This is a genomic window from Marinobacter maritimus (assembly GCF_007671675.1).
Taxonomy (GTDB): Bacteria; Pseudomonadota; Gammaproteobacteria; order Pseudomonadales; family Oleiphilaceae; genus Marinobacter; species Marinobacter maritimus.
In genome coordinates, this window is record NZ_VCGW01000001.1 from 1224822 (window position 1) to 1241654 (window position 16833).

17 protein-coding genes are annotated in these 16833 nt (G+C 52.4%); 2 read left to right on the plus strand and 15 right to left on the minus strand.

Going from position 1 to position 16833, the window contains the following annotated elements; all coding sequences use genetic code 11:
• From FFI90_RS05595 to trxA, 14 genes are all read right to left on the minus strand, one after another.
• Window positions 1-456 (minus strand): response regulator, encoded by a 456-nt coding sequence (locus tag FFI90_RS05595; RefSeq protein ID WP_144776893.1) that lies wholly within the window; start codon window positions 454-456, stop codon window positions 1-3.
• 73 nt (window positions 457-529) lie between these two features.
• The gene (locus FFI90_RS05600; protein WP_144776894.1) at window positions 530-1978 is read right to left on the minus strand and encodes an ATP-binding protein; all 1449 of its coding nucleotides are present in this window, start codon (window positions 1976-1978) and stop codon (window positions 530-532) included.
• Window positions 1978-2517, minus strand: a complete 540-nt coding sequence (locus tag FFI90_RS05605) for a YfiR family protein (protein WP_144776895.1) — start codon at window positions 2515-2517, stop codon at window positions 1978-1980. Before FFI90_RS05605 ends, FFI90_RS05600 begins: the two co-directional genes overlap by 1 nt.
• A gap of 212 nt (window positions 2518-2729) precedes the next feature.
• Complete coding sequence (locus tag FFI90_RS05610) at window positions 2730-3656, minus strand: branched-chain amino acid ABC transporter permease (protein ID WP_144776896.1); 927 nt, start codon at window positions 3654-3656, stop codon at window positions 2730-2732.
• A 49-nt stretch (window positions 3657-3705) separates the two neighbouring features.
• The gene (locus FFI90_RS05615; protein ID WP_144776897.1) at window positions 3706-4593 is read right to left on the minus strand and encodes a branched-chain amino acid ABC transporter permease; all 888 of its coding nucleotides are present in this window, start codon (window positions 4591-4593) and stop codon (window positions 3706-3708) included.
• Between the two features lie 91 nt (window positions 4594-4684).
• A complete protein-coding gene (locus tag FFI90_RS05620; RefSeq protein ID WP_144776898.1) occupies window positions 4685-5899 on the minus strand; it encodes an ABC transporter substrate-binding protein in 1215 nt (404 codons plus the stop codon).
• A 64-nt stretch (window positions 5900-5963) separates the two neighbouring features.
• On the minus strand, window positions 5964-6680 hold the full coding sequence (locus tag FFI90_RS05625) for an ABC transporter ATP-binding protein (RefSeq protein WP_144777238.1): 717 nt from the start codon (window positions 6678-6680) through the stop codon (window positions 5964-5966).
• 8 nt (window positions 6681-6688) lie between these two features.
• Window positions 6689-7492 (minus strand): ABC transporter ATP-binding protein, encoded by an 804-nt coding sequence (locus FFI90_RS05630; RefSeq protein WP_144776899.1) that lies wholly within the window; start codon window positions 7490-7492, stop codon window positions 6689-6691.
• Window positions 7493-7532: 40 nt separating this feature from the next.
• Window positions 7533-9179 carry a fatty acid--CoA ligase gene (locus FFI90_RS05635; RefSeq protein ID WP_144776900.1) on the minus strand — a complete coding sequence of 549 codons (1647 nt, stop codon included), beginning with the start codon at window positions 9177-9179 and terminating at the stop codon, window positions 7533-7535.
• A gap of 251 nt (window positions 9180-9430) precedes the next feature.
• Window positions 9431-10726, minus strand: coding sequence for an ABC transporter substrate-binding protein (locus FFI90_RS05640; protein ID WP_144776901.1), 1296 nt, complete (start codon window positions 10724-10726; stop codon window positions 9431-9433).
• A gap of 17 nt (window positions 10727-10743) precedes the next feature.
• Complete coding sequence (locus tag FFI90_RS05645) at window positions 10744-12072, minus strand: sigma-54-dependent transcriptional regulator (RefSeq protein WP_144776902.1); 1329 nt, start codon at window positions 12070-12072, stop codon at window positions 10744-10746.
• Complete coding sequence (locus FFI90_RS05650) at window positions 12065-13786, minus strand: sensor histidine kinase (protein WP_144776903.1); 1722 nt, start codon at window positions 13784-13786, stop codon at window positions 12065-12067. Before FFI90_RS05650 ends, FFI90_RS05645 begins: the two co-directional genes overlap by 8 nt.
• Before the next feature lie 134 nt (window positions 13787-13920).
• Window positions 13921-14898: a LysR family transcriptional regulator gene (locus FFI90_RS05655; protein ID WP_144776904.1), complete on the minus strand. Its 978-nt coding sequence runs from the start codon at window positions 14896-14898 to the stop codon at window positions 13921-13923.
• A gap of 139 nt (window positions 14899-15037) precedes the next feature.
• Window positions 15038-15367, minus strand: a complete 330-nt coding sequence (trxA, locus tag FFI90_RS05660) for a thioredoxin (protein WP_425463087.1) — start codon at window positions 15365-15367, stop codon at window positions 15038-15040.
• Between the two features lie 369 nt (window positions 15368-15736).
• Between trxA and FFI90_RS20080 the strand changes: the two genes are divergently transcribed.
• Together FFI90_RS20080 and FFI90_RS20085 are read left to right on the plus strand one after the other, a co-directional pair.
• Window positions 15737-15880, plus strand: a complete 144-nt coding sequence (locus FFI90_RS20080; protein ID WP_186317915.1) for a hypothetical protein — start codon at window positions 15737-15739, stop codon at window positions 15878-15880.
• Window positions 15881-16013: 133 nt separating this feature from the next.
• On the plus strand, window positions 16014-16190 hold the full coding sequence (locus tag FFI90_RS20085; protein WP_186317916.1) for a hypothetical protein: 177 nt from the start codon (window positions 16014-16016) through the stop codon (window positions 16188-16190).
• A gap of 46 nt (window positions 16191-16236) precedes the next feature.
• Here the strand turns inward: FFI90_RS20085 and FFI90_RS05665 are convergent, their stop codons facing one another.
• Entirely contained in the window at window positions 16237-16812 is a 576-nt protein-coding gene (locus tag FFI90_RS05665; protein WP_144776906.1) for a 2-hydroxychromene-2-carboxylate isomerase, read from the minus strand.
• Window positions 16813-16833: the final 21 nt, after the last annotated feature.

Here is a 16833-nt window from a genome sequence, read left to right on the forward strand (position 1 = left end):
TTAAAGTTCGCGGACAGTACCGGATTCTGGAACCTTGTTTACCGTCAACCAGTAACGGGCAAGCAGCGTCATCTGATCCATAAATTCAAGATAATCAATTGCCTTGGTAATGTAGCTATTGGCCCCCAATCGATAGGCCTCGACCAGTTCTGATGGTTCATCAGAGGACGAGATCATGATAACAGGCATCCAGTTTGTCAGTGGGGAGGACCGGATATGTTTGAGCACTTCAAGCCCATTGATTCGCGGTAACTTTACGTCGAGTAAAATCACACCCAGAGAGTCCAGGTTGCTACGAGAGCCTTTGTTCTCGCCCCCGAATAGAAAATCCAACGCTTCTTGGCCGTCCTCCAATACGATGACCGGGCTGTTTTTGCTCGCATTTTTTAAAGCACGAACAGTCAGCACCTGATCATCTGGATTGTCGTCTACCACCAAGATCGAATACTCATCCATGTTAGTCACTGAACCCTTCTATTGAACTGAAAATAGTGGAGTTCAGGTGTGGCGCTGAACATAGTTGTGACTATCAATCGCCAACCGGCAAACTGACGCAAAATCTAGCACCCTCCCCCACTTCAGAGCTCGCAGAAATTTTGCCATGATGTCGCAGGATAACCCTGTTAACCGTAGCAAGCCCAATTCCTGTGCCACCAAACTCCGACGGTGTATGCAGTCGGTTGAAGGCAACGAACAGCTTATCGATATACCTCATATCGAACCCGACGCCGTTGTCCTGTATGGCGATTGTAATATAATCAGCACCTGAAGTCGCCGACACTTCAATAAGGCGGACTTGTTCTTTAGCACTATATTTCCAGGCGTTTTCCAACAGGTTCTGGAAGGCGATACGTAACATCCGGCCGTCGCCTACAACCCAAATATCCGGCTGGATATGCACTTCGGTAGGAAGTGGTTTACTGAGATCAATCAATTCCTCCGCAATGTCCTGCAGCATTTCGCTGAGATTCAAACGCTTGCTTTCCATTGGCTGGCGGCTTACCCGTGAAAGTACCAGCAAGCCATCAATCAACCCCCCCATTCGCACGCTTGCCGCTCTTATCCTGCGTAGGTGGTCCTTTCCTGTTTCATCCAGCAGCCTTTCGCAGTCCTCCTCAAGCGCTCGGCCAAATCCTTCTATCGCCCTCAGAGGCTGCCGCAGGTCATGAGATACTGAATAGCTGAACGCTTCAAGTTCCTTGTTCGCCAAACTTAGTTGGGAGGTACGGTGCTCCACGATGCGTTCAAGACCATCCCGACTTTCCAGAATTCGCCGGTTCTGTTGCTCAATGGTGCCTATCATATCGTTGAAGGTTGTACCGAGACGGCCCAGCTCATCATTACCATACACCGGCGCCCGAATTGTGTAGTCGTGCGCCAGTGAAATCCGTTCGGCAGCCCCGGAAAGTTCAAGGATGGGGTGAGAGACGACTCGCTGCAACTTGAAGGCAACGAAGACCAAAATCAACTGAATAAGCACCCCAATACCCAGTGCCAGAAAAATAAAGGTGCGTATGTGTGCTTTAAGTACTTCCAGATGGGAAATGAGGTAGATAAGACCTACGGTATCATCGTAAAGCGTGACGGGCTGCGACAGCCGGTAATAGTCGCCAACAAACCCCAGTTCTGGCTGCGCTTTCATGTTTGTACAACTGGTATCGTCAGAGCTGTATAAGGCACTCATAAGCACCCCCGACGCGTTGAAAACACATGCCTGTTTGATCGTCTCTATTTTGCGCAGGCTTGAAATAATATTGGAGAGTTGTTCATGATCCTCAAATAATAGAGCGGCGGCCGATTGTTCAGCCAGGATCCCGGCAATGACCTGCAGCTCGGACTCAAGCTGTTCCCGGTAATTCTCATTCTCGACCACGATCAGGCTCGCACAAACCAAAACAATGCCCAAGGTACTGGTAAACAAGGTCGGGAATAGCAATTTGGCTTTCAGGGGCCAATAACGCCAACGCCAACGGCCCATCACTGAATTACCCTCGAAGCCAGCTCCAGCAGCCGTGAGTTAATGCTCACGCCAGCAGCATCAGCAGCCTGAAGGTTTATCTCGAAGCGAATGATATTGCCTTGTTTCACGTAGCCGATTATTCCACCTCTACCAATGAAGCCTGGAAGTTCACTGATGGTGAGCATGTTTCCTTCCTGAGCCGTAGCAATAATCGCTGGCAAATTGCGAAGGTTTGATGAACCGACGAAAAGCACATTGCAACCGACAGCAGCAGTAAGATCTTCAGGATTTGCTAGCTCAAGCGTTCGCCCTTGTGATTTTCGACCCACGAGAGGTTGTAGCAGATCACCGAAGGGGTTGTCGCCAAGGACACAGATTCGTAATGGCAACTTTTTATCAGGTACCGGGATCCAACTGACAAATTGGGTAAAATTATAGAAAAAGGCTGCTTTTACCTCGTATTCCGAAAGCACGGACGCATGCGCAAAGCTCAGACTAACGCACAACGCCAACGCAATAAGGAATTTCGAAAACAACAAAAAGTAGCCCCCGGCCATCTTTCTTATTAACCCCGCATCTCAGCGCTGCCTGTACCAAATGATTCAGGAAGCGCTGCTGGAGTTACCAATAACTATTCTCAAGTCAACGCGGAAAGCATTTGCACTTTGTGTGCCTAAGTTTCAGACCCTTGTTAGAGGTTGCAGAATAGCATTTCTAAAGGCCTAAGACTTGTTTTGATCCTGAGACTATGCCGGACTTCAATAATCGATCAACCGGAGTTTTTCCGAATCACCTTCTGCAGTTCGCCGACCAGGCCATTCCGGAAAGCCAACACGCAAATTACGAAGACGACGCCCATCAACACATGGATGTAGTTTGCCAGCGGGCCAGAGGCGAGAAAATTCTGCATTGAAACAATGGCGGCTGCGCCCAGAACCGGGCCCCAGATTGTACCCATACCGCCCAGCAAGGTCATAAGAACCACCTCGCCCGACATGAACCAATGAACGTCGGTAAGAGAGGCCAACTGGAAAACCAGTGCCTTGGTGGAGCCGGCAAGGCCGGCCAGTGTGGCCGAAATCACGAAGGCCATCAGCTTGTATTGATTCACCTTATACCCCAGAGAAATGGCGCGTGGCTCGTTCTCCCGGATCGCCTTCATCACTTGGCCAAAAGGGCTGTGAATGGTGCGGTAAATGGTCAGAAACCCGATGATAAAAACGGCGAGAACAAAGTAGTACATGGTCATGTTGTCGGTCAGGTCGATCAGACCAAACAGCTTTCCACGCGGGATTCCCTGGAGGCCGTCTTCGCCGCCAGTGAGTGGTGTTTGCAGGAAGAAGAAGAAGGCCAACTGGGCCAGCGCCAGGGTAACCATGGCGAAGTAGATGCCTTCACGCCTTACCGCCAGTTTTCCATAAACAAGACCAACCAGTGCGGACATAACTACGCCTGCAAGAATGCCGAGCTCCGGAGTGAGTCCGTAAGTCGTCATCACATAACCGGTTACGTAGGCGCCAGTCCCCAAGAACACCGCGTGGCCGAAAGAAAGCATCCCGGCAAATCCCAGAAGCAGGTTGAAGGCGCAAGCGAATAGAGCGAAGCAAAGCACTTTCATAAGAAAGACTGGGTAGAGGACGAATGGAGCGACCAGCGCCAGGCCCAGCAATACCAGATTGAGTTTTTTGTTGTACATGTTTATTACCTTAGAACGGAACAGCGGCGAAAATGTAGCGCAGAGATTTCTACGCTTCCTTGCCAAACAAGCCGACTGGCTTGACCATCAGCACCAGGACCATTACCAGGAAGATCACGGTGTTGGAGGCCTCGGGGTAGAAGTACTTGGTAAGGCCCTCGACGATACCCATGGCCAGACCGGTAAGAATGGCGCCGCCGATGGAACCCATGCCGCCTATAACCACGATGGCAAAGACCACGATCAGAATATTCGAGCCCATGTCCGGGGATACTGTGTATATTGGAGCGGCCAGTACACCGGCCAGTCCGGCCAGGCCAACGCCGAAACCATAAGTCAGGGTTACCAGTAGCGGAACGTTAATACCGAAGGCCTGCATCAACCTAGGATTTTCGGTACCAGCGCGCAGATAGCCACCCAGTCGTGTCTTTTCGATCACAAACCAGGTGCCTGCACAGACCAGCAGTGAGAAAACGATGATCCAGGCCCGGTAATTGGGCAGATACATGAATGGCAGTCGCGTGCCGCCCATGAGCTCGTCGGGCATCGGGTAGGACAACCCGGATGAGCCAAACCAGTGGGTGAAGAGGCCTTGCAGTATCAAGGCGATGCCAAAAGTCAGCAACAGGCTGTAGAGGTGATCTTCATTGGCGATGGGGCGGATCAGCGTGCGCTCAAGTAAAATACCGAAGGCGCCTACGGCCAGGGGGACGAGTACCAGCGCCCACCAATAGTTGATCCCCAGGTAATTCAACCCGATCCAGGCAGCAAAGGCCCCGAGCATATAGAGCGCACCCTGGGAGAAATTGATGATTTTGAGCAGTCCAAAGATGATCGCCAGGCCCAGCGCAAGCAATGCGTAGAAGGAGCCGTTGATCAATCCGATCAGCAGTTGGCCGAACAAGGCAAATAGATTGATATCGAAAAAAGTCGCCATAACCACACCCAGAAGTCTTTAAATAGAAGCAACAGCTTCCTTTTTTATCGTTAATCAGGGATATGGGGCAGGTAACCCTGCCCCGGAAAGGTTATTCCTGGCTCAGCGCGAATGCGCAACCGCCATCTTCGAGTTTCAAGAAGGCGTCTTCACCCTTAATCACTCTTTCTATCGCGAATATGTCGTTCTCATTATTACGCTCATCTGCGTTCTTGATCCGAACCTGCAACATGTCGTGCACCATTCGACCGTCTTTACGCAGGTACCCGTTACGGGAAAAGAAGTCCTCGACCGGCGTCTCTTTCATCTTGGCCATTACGGCGTCCGACTCGTCAGTGCCAACCGCTTCCACTGCTTTCAGATAATGCATGGTCGAGGAATACGCTCCTGCCTGTGCCATGGAGGGGATTTTGCCGTCCATGCGGGCCATATAGCGCTTGGACCATTCACGGGTTTGATCATCCATGTCCCAGTAGAAACCCGTTGTCAGCTTCATGCCGCCGGCGATCGCAGGATCCAGGGCTTGGGCATTCGGGGTAAAAACCAGCAAACCAGCAACTTCGGCCATCTCGGTGACGCCAAATTCTGCCGCAGTCTTGAGGGCGTTAACCATGTCGCTGCCAGTATTGGCCAGTGCGATGACGTCTGCGCCCGAGGACTGGGCTTGCAGGATGTAGGAGGAGAAATCGGAGGTTCCCAGAGGTGCGCGCACACCGCCGACGACTTCACCACCGTTGGCTTCTATAACACCGGTAGCGACCGACTCCAATGCATGCCCGAAACCATAGTCAGCGGTGATGAAAAACCACTTGTTTTTGCCCCCTTCCACCATCGGCTTTACGGTACCATTGGCCAGCGAAACCACATCGTAGCTCCAGTGCGCATTGTAAGGAGAGCACGCTGAGGTGGTGAAAGCATGACTGGCAGGGGCGGCTATAAGAGTGATTTTTCCGGCATTGCTCATCACTTTGGTCACGGCCCCGGTAACCGAGCTGGCTACCGCGCCATTAATGACGTCTACCTGTTCGTTCTCGATCCATTGGCGCGCGATAGTCGATCCGATGTCCGGCTTTAGCTGCGTGTCGGCACTGATGACTTCGATAGGCTTACCGAGCACTTGCCCACCAAAATCATCGACAGCCATTTGCACGGCTTCGATACTGCCCTGCCCGGTAATATCTGAGTAGACACCACCCATATCAGTCAGGACGCCAATCTTGACCTTGTCGTCGGAAAAGCTTCCGTGAGCCAGGCCTGCAACGGTTATCAATGCAGTAGCGGCAGCGGTTTTTAACATCAGTTTCATGGTTTTCTCCACACTCGTTGTTTTTGTTTCGGGTTTACTTCGTTGATGAACAAGCCTCCGGGCTCTAAACACCCAGATAGGTATTCAAAAGATCTGTTTTCGTTCCTAGTTCGTGGGCTTTGATTTCCTCCACCATATGGCCATGCTCCATCAGGTAATGACGGTCGGCGATAGGTGCGGCGAAGTGAAAATTCTGCTCCACAAGGATGACGGTCAAGCCGCGTTCCTTGAGTTTCGTCAGCACTTCCGCGAGTTTTTGAACGATCACCGGTGCGAGACCTTCAGTGATTTCATCCAGCAGAAGGATGTTGGCTCCGGTTCGCAGGATGCGGGCCATGGCCAGCATTTGCTGTTCACCACCGGAAAGTCGCGTCCCCTGGCTTTTTCGGCGCTCGGCAAGGTTCGGGAAAGTGTCGTAGATTTCTTCCAGCGACATGCCATCAGAACGCACTTTGGGAGGCAGCAGCAGGTTCTCCTCGACATTAAGGCTGGCGAATATGCCGCGTTCTTCGGGGCAGAACCCGATACCAAGGTGAGCGATCTTGTGGGCCGGCATGTCCAGGGTTTCGTGACCGTTGATCATGATGGACCCTGTACGCTTGCCCACCATGTTCATTATTGCCTTCAGGGTGGTGCTGCGCCCTGACCCGTTTCGGCCCAGTAGAGTCACCAGTTCGCCCTGGTTTACGACCATATCGATGCCGTGAAGGATGTGTGACTCGCCGTAGAACGCGTGCAGATCGCTAATTCGCAGTTTTTCGCGGTTGGATTTGACCTTCATCGCCGTACTCATACCAGGGTCCCCACTGCCGCTTCATTGCCTGTGGTACCTTCGGGCTGGCCTTCTTCAACCCCCATATAGGCTTCACGTACCTGAGGATCGGCGGATACGGTCTCGTAGGTTCCCTTGGTCAGGATCGCTCCGCGCTGAAGTACGGTGATAGTGTCTGACAGGTCCGCGACCACGTTCAGGTTGTGTTCAACCATCAGGATTGTGCGGTCTTTGCCCACTTCTTTGATCAGTTCGGCAACCACACTGATATCCTCGTGCCCCATACCCTGTGTCGGTTCGTCCAACAAGAGCAATTCCGGATCAAGCGCAAGGGTCGTAGCGATCTCAAGAGAGCGTTTACGACCGTATGGCAAATCAACAGCCTTCGCCTTCGAGAAATCTCTCAGGCCCACTGAGTCCAACAACTCCAAGGCACGATCGTTAAGCCCATCGAGGATCTTTTCGGAACGCCAGAAGGTGAAGGTGTCGCTACGTTTCTGCTGAAGCGCAACCCGGACGTTCTCGAGTACCGTCAGATGCGGGAATACCGCCGAGATCTGAAAGGAACGCACAATCCCCAAGTGAGCGATAGAAGCAGAGTCTTTCCTGGTGATATCCTGGCCGTTGAAAAGCAACTTTCCCCGGGTAGGCTTCAAAAACTTGGTCAACAGATTGAAGACCGTGGTTTTTCCCGCGCCGTTGGGGCCAATCAGAGCATGAATCGTACCGCGCTCGACCTTCAGGTTGACGTCGTCCACGGCGGTAAAGCCCTTGAACTCTTTAACGAGGCCTCTCGTCTCAAGAATCAAATCCTGACTCATAGATGTTCCTTGTTTTTATTTGCAGCACCGGAGAGTTGTTTTATGTATTTAACTCGCTACGAATCAGCTTTTTATTGATTTTTCCAACGCTGGTTTTGGGAATCTCATAGACGAACTCAATCCGCTCCGGAATTGCCCACTTCGCAATCTCACCGCTATCAACGAACTGCTTGAGATGGTCTTTGATGGCATCGGAGGTCAACTGAGCACCCTCTCGGATTACGATGGTCGCCACCGGCCGCTCATCCCAGCGCTCGTCAGGAACACCAACCACAGCGACTTCTAATACGGCTGCATGCTTGCTGATCAGGTTTTCTAGCTCGATGGTGGAGATCCATTCACCGCCTGTCTTGATCACGTCTTTGATTCGGTCCTTGATCTGCAGGGTGTTGCGGCTGTTTATCGATCCCACATCACCGGTATGCAGCCATCCTCCTTCCCACAATTCGGCGCTTTTCTCCGGTTCTTTCAGGTAACCCTCGGTCAGCCAGGGAGCACGCGCGACCACTTCACCGACAGCCTCGCCATCGTGAGGGACATCGTTGCCCTCAGCATCAACGATACGAATATCAACCAGAGGTGTTGCGACACCTGCAAGAATGCGGGCTGCGCTCTGCTCGGACATCGGCAGGGTTCGTTCTTCATCTGTCAGGTTGACCATTGTGATAACCGGGCAGGTCTCGGACATACCGTAAGCGGTTACGAAGTTGATACCGCGGTCAGCCATCTGAGCGGATAAAGCCTGAGTGGGTGCAGAGCCACCTGTGAGCATATTCCAGCCCGACAGATCCGTGGTCTTGGCTTCTTCGCAATTGAGCACCATCTGCAATACGGTCGGGACCCCGTGAGAGAAAGTAACGCCCTCGTCCCGGAACAACTGAACCAGACGGTTCGGTTCATAACGACCCGGATAGACCTGCTTGACCCCGAGCATGGTGGCGATATAGGGAACACCCCAGGCGTGAACATGGAACATCGGGGTCATTGGCATATAGACATCGTCGCTACGCAACAACGCGTTTGCGTCCGAGCTACCCAGCGTTACCGCTGTACTTAGTGTGTGCAGCACCAACTGACGATGACTGAAGTACACCCCTTTCGGGTTGCCGGTGGTCCCGGTGGTATAGAATGTTGTCGCGATCGAGTTTTCATCAAAATCCGGGAAGTCGCACTCAGCGTCTGCTGCAGCCAGCATCGACTCATATTCGCCGATCACATTCAATGTGGTTGCGCCTGCGTTCGGGGCGTCTGTCAACTGCACGTAACCACTCACGGTCTTGAGCTCGGGAGCCACCTTCTCGATCAACGGTAGAAAATCATCGTGAACCAGCACAATGTCATCTTCTGCGTGATTCATGGTGTAGATAATCTGGTCGGGGCTCAGGCGAATATTCACGTGATGCAATACTGCGCCGATCATGGGTATAGCGAAGTAAGCTTCCAGGTAGCGATGGCTATCCCAATCCATGACAGCCACGGTATCACCGGCACCAATACCGGCTTTTTTCAATGCATTGGCCAGGCGCGCGATGCGCTCGTTCAGGGTCAGGTAGTCATAACGAGAGATATCGCTGTAGACGATTTCACGGTCAGGAAAATAACGCACACCCGACAACAGCAGGCTTTTGATCAGCAAGGGGTATTGGTATGCGCTTTCGGTGGCTGGGAGCAGCTTGGTCTTCTTCATGATTGGCTTCACCTTTTTGTTGGAGCTATGTCGGAGACAGAGCAAGACCGGTGCCAATTGCGAGGAAAACAAAAAGGGCTGTTTTTATTGGATTAAATCGGGGTAAATTCTGCGACAACGACAACTATGAGCGCTAATCGCTCATCATCAGCCAGAGCGATGAGCGATTAGCGCTCAGAATGAGCCTGGTCATGAGCGAATTTCGCCCCTGGTGCCCGGGAGGTAGATTGCGCGGGAGGTGGCCTGGAGAGTCAGGGCGTCAGGGGGTTAATTTCAGGCATATAGACCTTCCAGTTACCCAACATGCGTTTTGCTGGCGGGTAGTCTTCATTCGGCAGCGACTCACCAATGGCGGTGACCTGCATTATCTGATGGCTGATGGGATCGATCCACGATTGAAACCCGGGTGGGTCTTCGGGCAGTGACAGTTTCAGCCCTTCCAGCGCCAGCCGCATGCCATCAGCATCGGTGTTCTCGGCTTGCCGCCAGGCTTCGGCAACCGCCAGAATGGCCGCATAAGCGCTCTCGGCCATAAAATTCGGATATCGGCCACTTCGGCGGTGAAACTCCGCCACAAACTCACGATTTCTTGGAGTGTCCGGCCAGTTATTGTGGTGATGGCCTGAAAGAATCACGCCGGGAGGAAGGTCATTCCCCAGTGCCGCGATAATACTGTATCCGCCCCCGGTGTCGAAGTTAGCCAGACGGCTGACCTCTAACAAACCTTGTAAATGCGCCTGACGGACAAAGTTTGCAAAGTCATCACCAAAAAAATTGCAGATCACTATGTCGGGCGGCGAACTCAAAAGCGCTTGGATATAGGTTGAATAATCCGGTTCCGAAAGTTTGGGATAATACTCCCCGCTGATCTCGAAGTGCACATCCAGGGCTTCCAACCCCTCCAGGAGATCCCCCAGCGCTCTGTGGCCATAGTCATAGTCGGGCCCGACGTATGCTAGCGTGGTCCACGGCTGCTCGGATTTCATTTCTTTCAGGTAACGCGCACCCGCACGCATGGACTGCCGGCTGTCATTGTTGACCCTGAAATACCACGGATTCACAGGCGCCTGCGTCAGTCTTGACGAGCTGTGACCCGCTCCAATGAAGAGCATTTTCTGCTGTTCGGCATAAGCGCTTATCTCAAGGGCGATGCTTGAATACACTACGCCGCACAAAATATCGGCGCCTTGCTCTTCTACCAACTGTCGGGCCAGGGTGGCACTGCGATGGCGCTTGCCTTTGCTGTCTTCGAGAAGGACTTTCAGGCGGGGGTAAAGCTTGGCTTCACCAGCATTCATGTACTGGTGATTCAACTGTTGAAGTTGATCCAGTGCCATACCTATCGCGACATCAGCGTCACGACCGAAAAATCCCATCGGCCCTGTTAACGGGTAAAGGCAGCCGATCGTTAGGTCAGGCTCCGCAGCCTCTTCCCCTACCAGCGACTCCTGTCCATAGGCAGATGGCAACAACGACCAGATCACAACGGTTGCCCCCAAAGCCTTTCGGAAAAGGCGCGGCAAATTCAAAACACCTTTGGGCTTCATTCCACTATCCCCAGTTTCTACAGTCGTCGCTTGAAGGCATGGCGCGATATTCCAAGCTTTTCTGCAGCGGCTCCCTTGCGTCCTCCTGCTTGCTCCAGGGTTCTGAGAATGATGTCCCGCTCAGTTTCCGCCAAACGATCTTCAATGGAACCGTCTGCACAAAAAGTGGGATAATCACTTGGCTGCATTTCCGGAGGCAACATGGAAAGCGTTACCACTTCACCTGGGTAGAGCACTGTTAGCCGTTCCAGCAGGTTTTTCAGTTCGCGGATATTGCCCGGCCATTCGTAATCTCTCAGGTGATTCATAATCTCCTGCTCAATCAATACTGGAGAACAACCCTCACTGGCGGCCATCTTCAGGCTGAAATGCTCTATAAGCAGCGGGATATCCTCGCGTCGTTGTGCCAGTGCAGGTACTCTTATCGGCATCACATTAAGGCGGTAATACAGATCCGCCCGGAAGCTTCCTTCCTCCGCGGCCTGCCCCAATTCGCGATTAGTGGCCGCAATAATTCGCGCCTCTGCCTGGTAAACGCGGCTGGATCCTATAGGTCGGTACGTGTGATCTTCAAGGAAACTCAGCAATTTGGCCTGGAGTGCCAGCGGCATCTCGCCAATTTCGTCCAGAAAAAGCGTGCCGCCATTGGCCAACTCCACCAGCCCTGAACGACGTTGATGAGCGCCGGTATAGGCGCCTTTTTCTGACCCAAAGAGTTCAGCCTCCAACAGTTGCTCCGGTAACGCAGCGCAATTTACCTCCACAAAAGGGCCGGATGACACCTTCGAAAGCTGATGAACCTGTCGCGCCACGGCCGTTTTCCCCGTCCCCGAAGCCCCCTGTAGAAGAAGGGTCTTGGCGCCGCTACGGGCGATGCGGGTGAGGTCTTCATGCAGACGTCGCATGGCTTCGCTGTGGCCAATCAAGCGCGCTTTTCCCAACTCGCGCTCGCGGAAAAAACGCACCTCCTTGTCCAGCCTGCAACGTTCGAGCGTACGGGCGATCAACGATTTAAGCTCATGAATATCAAAAGGTTTGGTGATGAAGTCCAGGGCGCCACTTTTCAGCGCTTCAATGGCGACCTTGATATCGCCATGGGCGGAAAACATCACTACGGGACAAGTGGGTAACTGTAGCTGCAACTGTTTCAACACCTCCAGGCCGCTAAAATCCGGCAAACGCAAGTCCAGCAACACCAGATCAGGCTGACGTTCCAGCGCTGTTTCGATACCGGCACTACCGGTGTGGGCGGTTGCAATGCGGTAGCCGTCGGCTTCCAGCGCTAACTGCAGAGAGCGCACGAGGCGCTGCTCGTCATCAATAATCAGAATCAGTGCCTTATTCATGAGTCTCTCTTGAAGCATTGAATGTCAGTAAAACTCGTGTACCTGCTCCTGGTTCACTGCTCATTTGCAGGTGTCCGCCATTAAGCTGTACCAAGCGTTTGGAAATGGACAATCCCAGGCCTGTACCCTGGCTCTTGGTCGTGTAAAAAGGTTCTGTCGCCCTTTCCAGCGATTCAGGCGCCATACCGATACCCGTATCGCCTACAATAATGACCGTATTTTCTTTGGTGCTCTGAACCGCTAAATTGAGCCCTCCACCTTCCGGCATGGCCTGAATGCTGTTGAGTGCCAGGTTCATCAGTACCTGCTGAATCTGATTTTCATCGATACACAAGCGAGCATCCAGATCGCCTGACAGACTCAATTGGATGTTCTCTCTGACAGCGAGTGGGTCAATCAGTGCGGCTAACCGCCGAAGCAGGTCACCGGCCGTCACCCATACGCGTTCTGGATCGAACGGTCGGGCAAAACTCAGTAAGTTCTCAACAACCCCGTTGACCCGGTCGATCTCTTCCAGAACAAGCGTGATAAGCTCGGCGTTTCGTGGGTCTTCATCTATGGGAAAGCTCTGTACACAAACCTTGATGGTGGCCAAGGGGTTGCGTACCTCATGAGCAATGCTGGCCGAAAACTCTCCAAGGACCGCTTTTTTCTCGACATCCAGACGCGAGTCTATCAACGCCTGAAGCCGCCCTCCCATGCGGTTGAACGCTTTGGCTAGAAGGGTTATCTCATCGTTTCCTTCAGGGGGAATGTGGATATTCCAATCGCCTCTGGAGACCGCTTCCGCTCCTTCAATCAAGGGTACAAACCTTCGTTTTATCCGCAGAATAAGAGCCATGAAAAAGCCGCCAACAAGTACCACAGATACGCCCACCCCCAACAGGAAAACAGGGCGTCTGAGCTCCTGGCTGAGGTTGACAGCGGGGTGGTGCTTGACCACTTCAATTGACCAACCCGGTGCAAACTCCTCACTGAGCCAGCTGGGCGTCTTATCCAGAGCAGGTCGACCATTTACGGTAAAACGTTGTCCTTCAGAGGTGCTTATTAGCGGTGTAAAGCCGTCGATTCGCGACTGGCCTTTTAGCAGCTCCGCCAGGCTGGCAAACCGAAGATGCAAGGCGACAAATCCGGAAGATGATGTGTCCACTGAACTCAGCGGCAATGGCGCAGCCAATAAAAACCAGCCAGAGCGCCCCTGGCGAGGCGGTTGTGGGCCAATCAGCCAGTAATCAGCAAATTTGATTCTGGGCAGACCCTCCAGCGAAAACTCCGTTTCACCCCAGTAAGGAGGCCCCGATGAGGCAACACCCGGCAATGCTGTTTTTAGTTGCCACTGGGTATCGAAGAAAAGCACACCGTAGATATCGAAGCTGTCCGTTTCGAAGCTGATCAATGCGTGAGTCGGCTCCAGTTCGGGTGACAAGGGATCCCCCGACAGGAACCGCTCAATATTAGGCAAATCCACAATCGTTTCGAGCTCAAACTGCCGGGCTTTCAGAAACCCTGATAATGCAGCGTGGGTCGCATTCATGGAGTGTTGAACTTTTTGCTCCCCCAGATCCTCGAGCAGCTCCCCAGTGAAGCGATCATAGAACCAGGTAACCACCAACAGTGGCAGTACCGTAACCAGAAGCGAAAGGACCAGATAACGCCTTAACAGGCTGTTGCGCCACAGGCTGATTTTTATCTGGTTTCCGGTAGGTTCCTTCAACGATCCATCACTCTTGTGTATTGGCCTGAGCCGGGGGTTTGTCACCGTTTATAACTATAGAGTGATTAGCAATTAATAGGCCAACTTAAAAACACTTCACCAAGCCAATCGGGTTCACGCCACTCGTCCAGGACTCAGGCGCTGACCAGTCTGGCTCTTTGATCGGCAACTTTTTTTCTCGAGCGGCCACACGGAGAGTTTGTCATCACGTCATGCCAGCGCTCCTGAAGGAGCCTTTCGATGTGATCCCGTATCCAGATGACCCCTGGATCCCGGTCGTGGCGGGCATGCCAGATAAGGTAGAGACTCGTCGGGTCAACGTCGAACGGCAGGTCGCCCATCCATAAATCATTCACGAAGCCGCAGTCCTGACTGATTATTTCCGGAATGGCCGCTATCAGATTTGTTTCTTTTAATATTTCAGGAACACCGGAGAAGTGGTTGGTGGTGGCCGCAATGCGTCGACTCTTCCCTTTCTGGTCCAGATAACTGTCCACGAAACCATGAGCCTCTCCGGACATGCTCACCAGAAGGTGGCGGGCATCCATAAACTCATCCATGGTTATTTGCCTGCCGGCGAGTGGATGATCCGCTCTCATCGCCAGCGCATACCCTCCGTCAAACAACCAGGTGCTGCGAAGGCTATGATCGTGGTGATTCAACATTCCGACTGCGAGATCAACGTTGGCTTCGCGTAACGCATCTCGGGTACCTTCCGGGGTGTAAGGTACAGCATGAAGGTCAACGCCCGGGGCTTCACGTTCAAGCAGCTCAAGCAACTCACGCCAGATTAACTCTACAATCACGTCGGTCGCCGCGACACGGAACTTCCGCCGTGAAGTCAACGGATCGAATTGGGTGGCATGTACAGCATTCGTCAGGGCGAACATTGGCCCACCAACCTGGTCCCAAAGGCTCCATGCGTATGAGGTTGGCTCGATATTCCGCCCTTTGCGCACGAAAAGAGGGTCATTCCAGATGTGCCTCATCCTGGAAATCGCGTTGGAGACCGCTGGCTGGGTCATCGCAAGCCTGTCGGCTGCACGGGTGACCGAACGCTCCGTCATGATCGCGTCAAAGATATAGAGCAACTGAAGCTCTTGGGTTTTCATGGCTAAAGTACCTCGGCAAGAAAAGCCGTTTTCAGTCTGACCGGTAAAAGTTGCCGTCGCAACCAGGTTATGCAGACATGTTGAATTCCGGGCAGACAGAAAAGAAAAGCCTCCGAACGCGGAGGCTTTTCAATGACTTCTACAAGTGCCCTTTCACAAAGGTTCTAAGCTGGCCCAGGCTACCGGCACCGGTCTGCTGTGCAACCACATCACCATCGCGGAAAAGTACCAGCGTTGGAATGCCTCTAATTTTCATCCTCGCAGCAATTTCAGGGCTGTCGTCCACATTGACTTTGACAACTGTCAGCCGGCCTCCAAATTCGTCGGCAATTTCTTCGAGAAGCGGCGCCACAGCTTTGCATGGGCCGCACCATGGCGCCCAGAAGTCGACGAGAACAGCTCTTTCATTCCCTACAACTACTTCGCCAAAGTTCGCGTCAGTTACATGAACAATGTCCGTCATCTGTATACTCCGGTTATCGGTTGGTTCACATCAAATTGCACCCGATTGACCGAGATAACTAATACGCTACAGATATAGTTTGTATTTCCCTGAGTGATACCTCAACCAAGATACCGGCAGGCAATTCCTACGAATGTGCCACCGAATAGAACTGCACCTATCATAGTAACCTCGGAAACCAGTAACGTATAAAGGCCTGCCTCGTTTATCTGTTACCCATTCCTTTCTCCTGACGATCATTCGAACTCATCATTTGAACTGATGTGTTGTATACCTCAAAGCAATTTTTTCTTAGCGCGCTAAACAGAGAGAATTTCAATCACGCCAAAGAGGCGACGTTGTTTAACTTAATTCTCCTAAAAGGTGGAATGTCATATGAACGCACTTAACAAGTTTTTTTTCGTTTTCTCTGTACTCGCTTTTTCTGCACTTGCACAAGCAGAAGGTGTGAGCCAGGAAGATATTGAGCGTGGAAACAACCCCGCGGTTGAAACGGTCGATTTGGGTGGCAGCCACTAAGCTGTCACTAACCGTATTCAGTGGTCGGGCACATTGCCCGACAATCTCTGAGCCCATACTTCTACCATCTGATATCGAGTCGTTTTTCGACATCGGTATGAGCGTTAATCCATCGAACTGTGGAGAAAATGCCATGCGTAAATTTGTATTGATTGCTCTCGCTTCGCTTTTTGCGATCGCTGCCTTACCAGCAAATGCTAGCCTGGCAGACCGGAAATCAGACGAGCCGAACTCCGAGCACGCTCAACCTGCACCATACAGCGGTCAGATCGTTATTCGTGGCGAAGTAAGGGCTGAAAGCCACGGTTGAGTGTTGGAGGTTTCATTTGTACCTTAGTACCAGGGACGGTACATCTTCACCTCAATGCCCAGTCCAACCTATCCTGTCCAAAGTGCATTTCATCCTTAACGAAAAAGGTTGGAGCTCCGAATACGCCGCGGCTAACCGCTTCATCTGTGGCATCAATCAGCGCGGTTTTGATCTCGGGCTGCGCCATCGCTTCCATCACTTCATCCGCATCGAAGCCTGCTTTGACCAGCGTATCTCGCAGAACCTCGCGAGATGAAAGGTCTTTGCCCTCGGCCCAAGCAGCGGAGAACATGGCGCGGTTGTAGTCTTCAATTCGGCCCACGGATAGCGCCCAAAGTGCACCGCGCATCGCGTTAACAGTACTGAATATGAAGTGCGGGTTAAGCTGGAACGGAATGCCATAATGATCAGCATGGCGTTGAAAATCGGCCTTGATCCACTCCCATTTCGCCGGGATGGTGACGGGGGACGTGTTGCCTGTAGCCTTGAAGACGCCCCCAAGCAGAATCGGTTTGTAATTGATACGGGCGCCCGTACCTTCGGTAAGTTCCGTCAACCGCATAAACGCAAAATAGGACGAAAGGCTTATGAAGTCATAATAGAAATCGATACTCGTACTCATGCTGAACACCTCTTGTTGATA